The following is a 9,688-nucleotide window of genomic DNA, read 5'->3' as shown; positions in this document are numbered from 1 at the left end:
GGCGGCCTGCCCGTCGCCGAGATCACGCTGCGGCTCGCGGGCGGGCTCGACGCCATCCGCGCGGTCGCGAAGAACCAGCCCGACGTCGTGATCGGTGCCGGCACCGTCACCACGGTCGCGCAGGTGGACGACGTCGTCGAGGCCGGCGCGCGCTACATCGTGTCCCCGGGGCTGTCGACCGCCGTCGTGCGCCGCGCGCAGGAGCACGGCGTGCCCGTGCTGCCCGGTGTCGCCACGCCGTCGGAGATCATGGCCGCGCTCGACCTGGGGGTCGACGTCGTCAAGCTGTTCCCCGCGTCCGTCGTCGGCGGGCCCGCCGCGATCAAGGCGTTCTCCGCGCCGTTCCCGGGCCTGCGGTTCGTGCCCACTGGCGGCGTCAGCGCCGCCAACCTCGGCGACTACCTCGGCCTGGAGCCGGTCCTCGCCGTCGGCGGGTCCTGGATGGTGGACCGCAAGCTCGTCACCGCGGGGGACTGGGACGGGATCACCAGCCGCACCCGCGACGCCGTGGCCCTCGCTGCCCAGATCGACCAGGAGAAGAACCGATGAGCTCGCTGAACGTCCGCCCCGCCGCCGAGAGCGCCTACGACGTCGTCGCGCTCGGCGAGGTCATGCTCCGCCTCGACCCGGGCGACCGCCGGGTGCGCACCGCCCGCGGCTTCGACGTGTGGGAGGGCGGCGGCGAGTACAACGTGGCCCGCGGACTGCGCCGCTGCTTCGGCCTGCGCGGCGCGATCGTCACCGCCCTTGCCGACAACGAGATCGGCCGTCTGGTCGAGGACTTCATGCTCACCGGCGGCCTCGACACGCAGTACGTGCAGTGGGTGCCCTACGACGGCATCGGCCGCACGGTGCGCAACGGCCTCAACTTCACCGAGCGTGGGTTCGGCGCGCGCGGCGCGGTGGGCGTGAGCGACCGCGGCAACACCGCCATCTCGCAGATGAAGCCCGAGGACGTGGACTGGGACGCGCTGTTCTCCCGCGGCGTGCGCTGGCTGCACACGGGCGGCATCTTCGCGGCGCTCTCCGAGAGCAGCGCGGACGTCGCGGAGGCCGCGATGTCCGCGGCCCGCCGGCACGGCACCATCGTGTCCTACGACCTGAACTACCGGCCTTCCCTGTGGAAGGGCATCGGCGGCGAGGAGCGGGCGCGCGAGGTCAACCGGCGCCTGGCGAGCCACGTCGACGTGATGATCGGCAACGAGGAGGACTTCACGGCCTCGCTCGGCTTCGAGGTCGAGGGTGTCGACGAGAACCTGACCGACCTCGACACGGGGGCGTTCCGGGCGATGATCAAGACCGCGTCCGAGGCGTACCCGAACTTTCAGGTGATCGCGACGACGCTGCGCGGGGTGCGCTCGGCGTCGCGCAACGACTGGGGCGCCATCGCCTGGTCGCGCGCCGAGGGCTTCGCCGAGGCGACCCACCGGGCCGACCTGGAGATCTTCGACCGCGTCGGCGGCGGCGACTCGTTCGCGTCGGGCCTGGCCTACGGGCTCATGGAGCTCGGCTCGCTCCAGGAGGCCGTCGAGTACGGTGCGGCGCACGGCGCGCTGGCCATGACCACCCCCGGCGACACCACCATGGCGACGCTCGCCGAGGTGGCCAAGCTGGCCGGCGGGGGCAGCGCGCGCGTGCAGCGCTGACCCCGCTGCGCGACGTGCCGCGGGGGCAGGGTCGGCGGGTGTCCGCACCTCGGACCGATCTTGCCCCCGACCAGCGCAGACGGGGTGCTCGGTGCAAGGATTGGCGCATGTCCCAGAGCATCCTGTTCATCGGTGGAAGCGGAATCATCAGTCATGCCTCGGTGGCCCGGGCCGCGCGGCTCGGACACCGGGTGACCGTGCTCAACCGGGGCAGATCCACGACCCGTCCGGTGCCCGCCGGGGTGGAGACGCTCGTCGCGGACGCGAACGACCCCGGGGCCGTCGCCGCAGCCGTCGGCAGCCGGGAGTTCGACGTCGTCGCCCAGTTCCGGGCGTTCGGGCCGGAGCACGTGGCGCGCGACGTCGCGCAGTTCGCGGGCCGGACCGGGCAGTACGTGTTCATCTCGTCGGCGTCGGCCTACCAGACACCGCCGTCGCGGCTGCCCGTGCGGGAGTCGACGCCGCTGCGCAACCCGTTCTGGCAGTACTCCCGCGACAAGATCGCCTGCGAGGACCTGCTGGTGCGCGAGTACCGGGACAACGGGTTCCCCGCCACGATCGTGCGCCCGTCGCACACCTACGACCGAACGCTGCTGCCGACGTCGGGCGGCTGGACCGACGTCGCCCGCATGCGGGCGGGCAAGCCCGTCGTCGTCCACGGTGACGGCACGTCCCTGTGGACGATCACGCACACCGAGGACTTCGCGGTCGGGTTCGTGGGGCTGCTCGGCAACCCGCTGGCCGTGGGCGACACGTTCCACATCACCGGCACCCACGCGCCCACCTGGGACCAGATCTACACCTGGCTGGCCGAGGCCGCGGGCGTGCGGAGCCCCGACCTGGTGCACGTCGCGTCCGAGACCATCGCCCGCGTGCTGCCCGACATGGGCCCCGGCCTGGTGGGCGACAAGGCGCACTCGATGGTCTTCGACAACTCGAAGGTGCGCTCGCTCGTGCCCGAGTTCGGCACCACGATCACCTACGACATCGGCGCCGCCGAGCAGGTGTCCTGGTTCGAGGCGCACCCCGAGGCCCAGGTCGTCGATGCCGAGCTGGATGCCGCCTTCGACCGCCTGGCGGCACACGCCCGCTCGATCTGAGGGGACGCGGGGCGGGAGCCTAGGCCGGCGGCGCCGTCGACTCCCGGACCACCAGCTCGGTCGAGAGGTTGAGACGGCGGACCTTCGGCGACCGGCCGCGGGCGATGTCGAGCAGGATCTGGGTGGCGGCCGCTCCCATCTCGCGGAGCGGCTGCCGCACCGTCGTCAGCGGCGGGCCCACCCAGGACGCGAGCGGCAGGTCGTCGTAGCCCACCACCGACAGGTCCTCCGGGACGCGCAGGCCGAGCTGGTGCGCGGCCCGGAGCACGCCGAGGGCCTGCATGTCGGAGCCCGCGAACACCGCCGTGGGGCGGTCCGGCAGCGACAGCAGCTCCAGACCTTGCTCGAAGCCCGCCTCGACGTAGAAGTTGCCCTCGCGCACGAGCGCGGGATCGACGACGGCGCCCGCCTCCTCGTGCGCCGACCGGAACCCGTCCACGCGGGCGCGGCTGCACAGCATGTTCGACGGTCCGGTGATCATGGCGATCCGGCGGTGCCCCAGCGCGAGCAGGTGCCGCGTGGCCTGCAGCCCGCCGCTCCAGTTGTCGGAGCCCACGGAAGCGACGTCGGCCGGCGGCTCGCCGTCGGTGTCGATCACCACGTACGGGATGCCGCGCCGGTCGAGCTGCTGGTGCTGGGCGTCGGACAGGTTCGCGGCGACGAGCAGCACGCCCAGCGGTGGCCGCGAGATCGTGGTGTCCAGCCAGCGGGCCGGCGGGCGGTGCTCGCCGCCCAGCTCGGACAGGATCACGCTGGTGCGCAGCTCTGCGGCGGCGTCCTCCACGCCCCGGATGATCTCCATGGACCACGCGGAGCCAAGCCGGTGGAACACCAGGTCGATCAGACCCGACCCGGGGGCCGCGGCGGCGGGCCGGCGACGGCGGTACTGGTGCTTCTCGAGGGCCGCCTCGACGCGGTCGCGGGTCGCGGGGGCGACGTCGGCCCTGCCGTTCAGCACCTTGGACACCGTGGGCACCGAGAGGCCGAGCTCGCGCGCGATCGACGCGATGGTCGGTCCGGGGCTCACGCCGGTCATCGCACCCGCCTTTCGGTCATGTCTGCGGAACTTTCGACCCGAAGGTACACCGTCTCGCGCCAGCATCGGGTCTCGTACCCGGGATGGAATGCCGTGTCTGGATCGTAATCGTCACGTTCTGGGCATGTCTTGACGTGTCACCGGATCTCACCCTACTGTCCCTCACGACAAGCACTATCGGCATCGTCGTCGATAGTTTCGAAAACGTTCCACAAAGAGGTGGGGATGGCTACCGAGCTACGCGGCAAGGAAACCTGGGGCCTGGCACTGCGCAAGCACTGGCGCCTCTACAGCCTCGCGCTCCTGCCGGTCATCTGGTTCCTGGTCTTCCGCTACCTGCCCATGGCCGGCAACGTGATCGCCTTCCGCCGGTTCCGGCCGGGCGGGTCGATCTTCGGCGAGGAATGGGTCGGCTTCTACTACATCGAGCGGTTCATCCAGGACCAGGCGTTCTGGCAGGCGTTCCAGAACACCGTGATCATCGGTGCGCTGACCCTGGTGATCGTGTTCCCGCTGCCGATCATCCTGGCGCTGCTGCTCAACGAGCTCCGTTCTCGGGTGTTCAAGCGATTCGTGCAGACCGTCAGCTACCTGCCGCACTTCATGTCGGTCGTCATCGTGGCGGGCTTCGTGTTCGAGCTGACGTCGCTGGACGGCACGGTGAACCGGCTGGTCAAGCTGTTCGGCGGCGACCCCATCTCGTTCATGCAGCAGGCCGACTGGTTCCGCACGATCTACGTGTCCTCCGAGGTCTGGCAGACCGTCGGCTGGGGCACCATCCTCTACCTGGCCACCCTGACCACCATCGACTCGCAGCTCTACGAGGCCGCGCGGATCGACGGCGCCAACCGCTGGCAGCAGACGTGGCACGTCACGCTGCCCGGCATCCGGCCCACCATGATGGTGCTGCTCATCCTGAACATCGGCCAGTTCATGCAGGTGGGCTTCGAGAAGATCTTCCTGCTCTACAACACGCTGACCCAGCCGACGGCGGACGTGATCTCCACGTACATCTACCGCGTCGGCCTCACGTCCGGGCAGCTGAGCTACGCCACGGCGATCGGCCTGTTCGAGGCCGTGATCGGTCTGGTCCTCGTCTTCTCCGCCAACGCCATCTCGCGCCGAGTCACCGGGAGCTCCCTGTGGTGAACACCGCCCCCGCCCCGACCACCGACGTCGTGGGCGCCGAGACCCCCGACCTGTCGCGGCCCCGCCCGGAGACCACCACGGTCAAGGACACCCCCGGCTACACGGTGTTCCGCTGGGTCAACACGACCATCCTGGTGCTGGTCGCCGCCGTCACGCTGTACCCGTTCCTCAACCTGGCGGCGCGGGCGTTCAGCTCAGAGGCCGCGATCCGCAGCGGCGACGTCACCGTCTGGCCCATCGGGTTCAACACCACCACCCTCATGTCGGTGCTGGAGCAGGACCTGTTCTGGCGCAACTACCTCAACACCGTGGTCTACACGGTGGTGGGCACCGCGATCGCCATGGCACTGACCACGACGTTCGCGTACGTGCTGTCGAAGAAGTACCTCAAGGGCCGCATGATCCTGATCGGGTTCGCGGTCTTCACGATGTTCTTCACCGGCGGCCTCATCCCCAACTACATCCTGGTCAGCCAACTTGGGTTCAAGAACACCATCTGGGCCGTCGTCGTGCCCCAGGCGATCAATGTATTCAACCTGCTGGTCATGAAGTCGTTCTTCGAGAACTTCCCGGAGGAGCTGGAGGAGGCCGCCGCGATCGACGGCCTGACCACCTACGGCATCTTCTTCCGGGTGGTGCTGCCGCTCAGCAAGGCGGTGCTCGCCACCATGGTCCTGTTCTACGCGGTGTGGTTCTGGAACTCCTGGTTCCCCGCGTTCCTCTACATGGACGACCCGGAGATGTACCCGGTCACGGTGTTCCTGCGCAACATCATCGCCGGCGCCACCGGCACCGGCGAGGGCCTGAGCGACGTCGCCGTCCAGATCGGGGCCAACGTCAAGGCGGTGACGATGCTGCTCACGGCGCTGCCCATCGTGTGCCTCTACCCCTTCGTCCAGAAGTACTTCGTGTCCGGCGTGATGCTCGGCTCCGTCAAGGGCTGAGCGCGCCGCACCACCGACCGATCCGCCGTCGAACGACGACGTTCATACCCCGGAGGAAATCAATGAGGATCACCCCTAGAAAGGTCGCCGCGGCCACGGCCGTGGCCGCGCTCGGACTCACGCTCACCGCGTGCTCGTCGGGCGGCGAGGACGACGGCGCCGCCGTCGACACGGCCGACAAGATGGTCGGCGCCATGGAGGACTACGGCGTCGGCACCACCTTCAAGGCGACCGAGCCGCTCACGTTCGGTCTCATGTACCGCGACCACCCGAACTACCCGCTCCAGAAGGACTGGTCGATCCTCAAGGCGTTCGAGGAGGAGCACAACGTCACCTTCGACATCCAGTCGGTGCCGCTGGCCGACTGGCAGCAGAAGCGGGCGCTCCTGATCAGCTCCGGCGACGCCGCCGACCTGATCCCGTCCACCTATGCGGCCGACGTCGAGACGCTCACCTCGGGCGGCGCCGTCCTGCCGATCTCGGACTACCTCGACTACCTACCCAACTTTCAGGACAAGGTCGAGAAGTGGGGCCTCCAGGAAGACCTGGACCGCCTACGCCAGGCCGACGGCAAGTTCTACGTGCTGCCCGGCCTGCACGAGAGCCCCAAGCCGTCCTACTCGATCGCGATCCGTGAGGACTGGTGGGAGGACGCCGGCCTGGAGGACCCGAAGACCTGGGACGAGTTCGCCGATCAGCTCCAGGTCATCAAGGAGGAGCACCCGGAGCTCGACTACCCGTACACCGAGCGCTGGTCCATCAACGGGCCCATGGAGGCCACCCTCCAGGCCGCGGCCGGCAACTTCGGCACCGAGGCGGGCTGGGGCTACGGCGACGGCGTGACCTGGAACGGCTCCGAGTACGAGTACACCGGCACGTCCGAGGGCTACAAGGAGCTGGTCTCCTACTTCGCCGACCTGGTGGACCGCGGGCTGCTCGACCCCGAGGGGCTGACCCAGGAGGACGACCCGGCCATCGCCAAGCTGACCACCGGCAAGGTCGCCGCCCTCGGCGTCAACGACCAGGAGATGACGCGGTACCGCACCGGCTTCGAGGAGGCCGGCGACAAGGACGCGAAGCTCAAGGAGATCGTGGTCCCGGCCGGCCCCGCCGGCAACATCATGGACGCCACCACCGGCGGCCGGTTCGAGTCCGGTATCGCGCTGTCCTCCAAGGCCGCCGAGCGCGACGACTTCGTGGCGATGCTGCAGTTCGTCGACTGGCTGTACTACTCGGACGAGGGCCTCGAGTTCGCCAAGTGGGGCATCGAGGGCGAGACCTACACGAAGGACGCCGACGGCACCCGCACCCTGGCCGACGACGTCGACTGGAGCGGCCTCAACCCGGGCGCCCCGAAGCTGCTGAACACCGACTTCGGCTACTACAACGGGGTCTGGTCGCTGGCCCACGGGTCCACCTCGGACCTGGTCCGCTCCACGCTCACGCCTGAGGTGCAGGGCTTCCTCGACGAGATGAACCAGAAGGACGTCGCGGAGAAGGGCCCGGGCATCGCGATGGACGAGATGCAGCGCGAGGAGTCCTCGCTGCTGCAGACCAACCTGCAGGACCTGGTCATGACGGCGACGTCGCAGTTCATCCTGGGCGACCGCTCGCTCGACGAGTGGGACGCGTACGTGGCCGAGGTGGAGAGCGCCGGCGCACAGACGTACGTCGACACCGTGAACCAGGCGGCGGGCGTCACCGAGTAACCATCCGCAGAGTGCGGGACTCGGGGTCTCGACAGGCTCGACCAGCGGGCCGAGCCTGTCGAGACCTGGTCCCGCACTCATCGCACCACGAGAGGGGCTTTGTGCAGCGGGTTCATGTTCCGGGCTCGGCGAGCGGGGTGCTCGGGGACGCCTGGCGTACCTGCGTGGGCACGGGGCGGTTCAGCCTCGCCCTGCGGCAGGACTACCAGGAGTCGCTGGCCCTCGTACAGCGCGAGATCGGCTTCCGGCACATCCGCGGCCACGGCATCCTGCACGACGACGTCGCCGTGCACCGCGCGTACGACGTCGCAGGTCACCGCGGTACCGCCTACGTGTTCACCTACGTGGACCAGGTGGTCGACGCCTACCTGCGGCTCGGGATCAAGCCGTTCCTCGAGCTCGGGTTCATGCCGAAGGGCCTCGCGTCCGGCGACCAGACCGTGTTCTGGTGGCAGGGCAACGTCACGCCGCCGCGCGACCACGCCGAGTGGGCCCGCCTGGTGCAGGCACTGCTCCGGCACCTGATCGACCGGTACGGCATCGACGAGGTGCGGACCTGGCCCGTCGAGGTCTGGAACGAGCCCAACCTCACGCACTTCTGGGCTGGCGCCGACCAGGCGGCGTACTTCCGCCTCTACGAGACCTCCGTGCTCGCGGTGAAGAACGTCGACGCCGCGCTCCAGGTGGGCGGCCCTGCCATCTCACCCGGGGCCGACGACTGGTGGGAGCCCTTCGCGGACTTCGTCACCCGGCGCGACCTGCCCGCCGACTTCCTGTCCGTGCACGCCTACACCTCCGGCCCCGCCCAGCACGTGCCGTTCGGCGTCTACCAGACGCTCCGCCGGCCCGAGGACCTGCTGGACCAGTTCGCCCGCCCCGCCAAGCTCCTGGCGGGGACGGCGCTCGCGGGCCGCCCGCTGCACGTCACCGAGTTCAACACGAGCTACCGGCCCGACAACCCGGTGCACGACACGGCGTACAACGCGGCCTACCTCGCCCCCGTGCTCGCGAACGGCGGCGAGCACGCCGACTCCTTCGCCTACTGGACGTTCAGCGACGTCTTCGAGGAGGCGGGGGTGCCGGCGTCGTTCTTCCACGGCGGGTTCGGCATGCTCGGGCACCGCCAGGTGCGCAAGCCGACCTTCCACCTGTACGCGTTCATGGCGCGGATGGGGCAGGAGGTCCTCGCACGCGGCGCCGACCACCTGGTCTCGCGGCACGCCGCGACGGGGCAGGTGACGGTGCTGGCCTGGCAGCCCGTGGGCGGCACGGACGACGTGGCCGAGCCCGAGCGCCACGAGATCCGGCTGAGCGTCCCGGTCGTGTCAGACGTACAGGTCACGGGAGGGATCCGTACGTCTGACACGTCGCGGGTGTTCGGGATGCGGTACGACGTCGACGAGACCGCCGGCAACGCCTGGGCCGCCTGGCGCGAGATGGGGCGCCCCGCGTCGCCGTCGGCGCGGCAGCTCGACGCCCTGCACGAGGCGAGCGAACCCGCCCGCCGCGCCTTCTCCCTGGCCGTGGTCCCGGCGGCGGACGGCGGGCGGGCCGACCTCGACCTGACCCTCGGCCGCCACGGCGTGACCCTGGTGACCCTCGACCCCGTGCGTGACGAGACTCCGCCCTGGCTGGACGACTCGCGCATCCTGGGCCGGACCCCGCCCGACGGCCGAACTCCGAACGACAGCCGGACCTCGAACGACAAGGACGACGCGTGACCGACTCGAAGATCCTGTACGGCGGCGACTACAACCCGGAGCAGTGGCCCCGGCCCGTCTGGGAGGAGGACTACGCTGCGTTCGACAAGGCGTCGATCGACACGCTCACGCTCAACGTCTTCTCCTGGGCCACGCTGCAGCCGGACGAGGACACCTACGACTTCGCGCAGCTCGACGCGATCGTGGCGCGCGCCGTCGAGGGTGGCCGCGGCGTCGTGCTGGCCACCTCGACGGGGGCGCTGCCGCCGTGGCTGGCGCACCGCCACCCCGAGGTGGAGCGCACCGACTTCCAGGGCCGGCGCCACGTCTTCGGCCAGCGGCACAACGCGTGCCCGAGCTCGCCGGTCTACCGGCGGCTGTCGGCGGAGCTCGCCGGCCGCCTC

At 70.1% G+C, this 9,688-nt stretch carries 9 protein-coding genes; 8 read left to right on the top strand and 1 reads right to left on the bottom strand.

The features are described 5' to 3' along the window. From eda to PROKR_RS18610, 3 genes are all read left to right on the top strand, one after another. A partial coding sequence (gene eda / locus PROKR_RS18620) for a bifunctional 4-hydroxy-2-oxoglutarate aldolase/2-dehydro-3-deoxy-phosphogluconate aldolase (RefSeq protein ID WP_036965608.1) occupies positions 1-549 on the top strand: 549 nt, incomplete at its 5' end. Continuing rightward, entirely contained in the window at positions 546-1,646 is a 1,101-nt protein-coding gene (locus tag PROKR_RS18615; protein ID WP_036965606.1) for a sugar kinase, read from the top strand. The genes eda and PROKR_RS18615, both read left to right, overlap by 4 nt. A 107-nt stretch (positions 1,647-1,753) precedes the next feature. Continuing rightward, positions 1,754-2,746 carry an NAD-dependent epimerase/dehydratase family protein gene (locus tag PROKR_RS18610; protein ID WP_036965604.1) on the top strand — a complete coding sequence of 331 codons (993 nt, stop codon included), beginning with the start codon at positions 1,754-1,756 and terminating at the stop codon, positions 2,744-2,746. Positions 2,747-2,765: 19 nt separating this feature from the next. Here the strand turns inward: PROKR_RS18610 and PROKR_RS18605 are convergent, their stop codons facing one another. Further along, the gene (locus tag PROKR_RS18605) at positions 2,766-3,782 is read right to left on the bottom strand and encodes a LacI family DNA-binding transcriptional regulator (RefSeq protein WP_036965602.1); all 1,017 of its coding nucleotides are present in this window, start codon (positions 3,780-3,782) and stop codon (positions 2,766-2,768) included. A gap of 225 nt (positions 3,783-4,007) precedes the next feature. On the opposite strand from PROKR_RS18605, the gene PROKR_RS18600 reads away from it, so the two are divergent. The 5 genes from PROKR_RS18600 to PROKR_RS37480 form a co-directional block, all read left to right on the top strand. Further along, on the top strand, positions 4,008-4,931 hold the full coding sequence (locus PROKR_RS18600; protein WP_036965600.1) for an ABC transporter permease: 924 nt from the start codon (positions 4,008-4,010) through the stop codon (positions 4,929-4,931). Further along, complete coding sequence (locus tag PROKR_RS18595; protein WP_084800530.1) at positions 4,925-5,875, top strand: carbohydrate ABC transporter permease; 951 nt, start codon at positions 4,925-4,927, stop codon at positions 5,873-5,875. Before PROKR_RS18600 ends, PROKR_RS18595 begins: the two co-directional genes overlap by 7 nt. A gap of 62 nt (positions 5,876-5,937) precedes the next feature. Then, complete coding sequence (locus PROKR_RS18590) at positions 5,938-7,584, top strand: ABC transporter substrate-binding protein (protein WP_036965599.1); 1,647 nt, start codon at positions 5,938-5,940, stop codon at positions 7,582-7,584. A gap of 101 nt (positions 7,585-7,685) precedes the next feature. Continuing rightward, the gene (locus PROKR_RS18585) at positions 7,686-9,305 is read left to right on the top strand and encodes a GH39 family glycosyl hydrolase (RefSeq protein ID WP_036965597.1); all 1,620 of its coding nucleotides are present in this window, start codon (positions 7,686-7,688) and stop codon (positions 9,303-9,305) included. Further along, a partial coding sequence (locus tag PROKR_RS37480) for a beta-galactosidase (protein WP_036965595.1) occupies positions 9,302-9,688 on the top strand: 387 nt, incomplete at its 3' end. The genes PROKR_RS18585 and PROKR_RS37480, both read left to right, overlap by 4 nt.

The sequence above is a fragment of the Promicromonospora kroppenstedtii DSM 19349 genome, assembly GCF_000515355.1.
Taxonomy (GTDB): Bacteria; Actinomycetota; Actinomycetes; order Actinomycetales; family Cellulomonadaceae; genus Promicromonospora; species Promicromonospora kroppenstedtii.
Note: the sequence above shows the minus strand (reverse complement) of the source record. Positions and strands in the feature narration are given on the sequence as shown.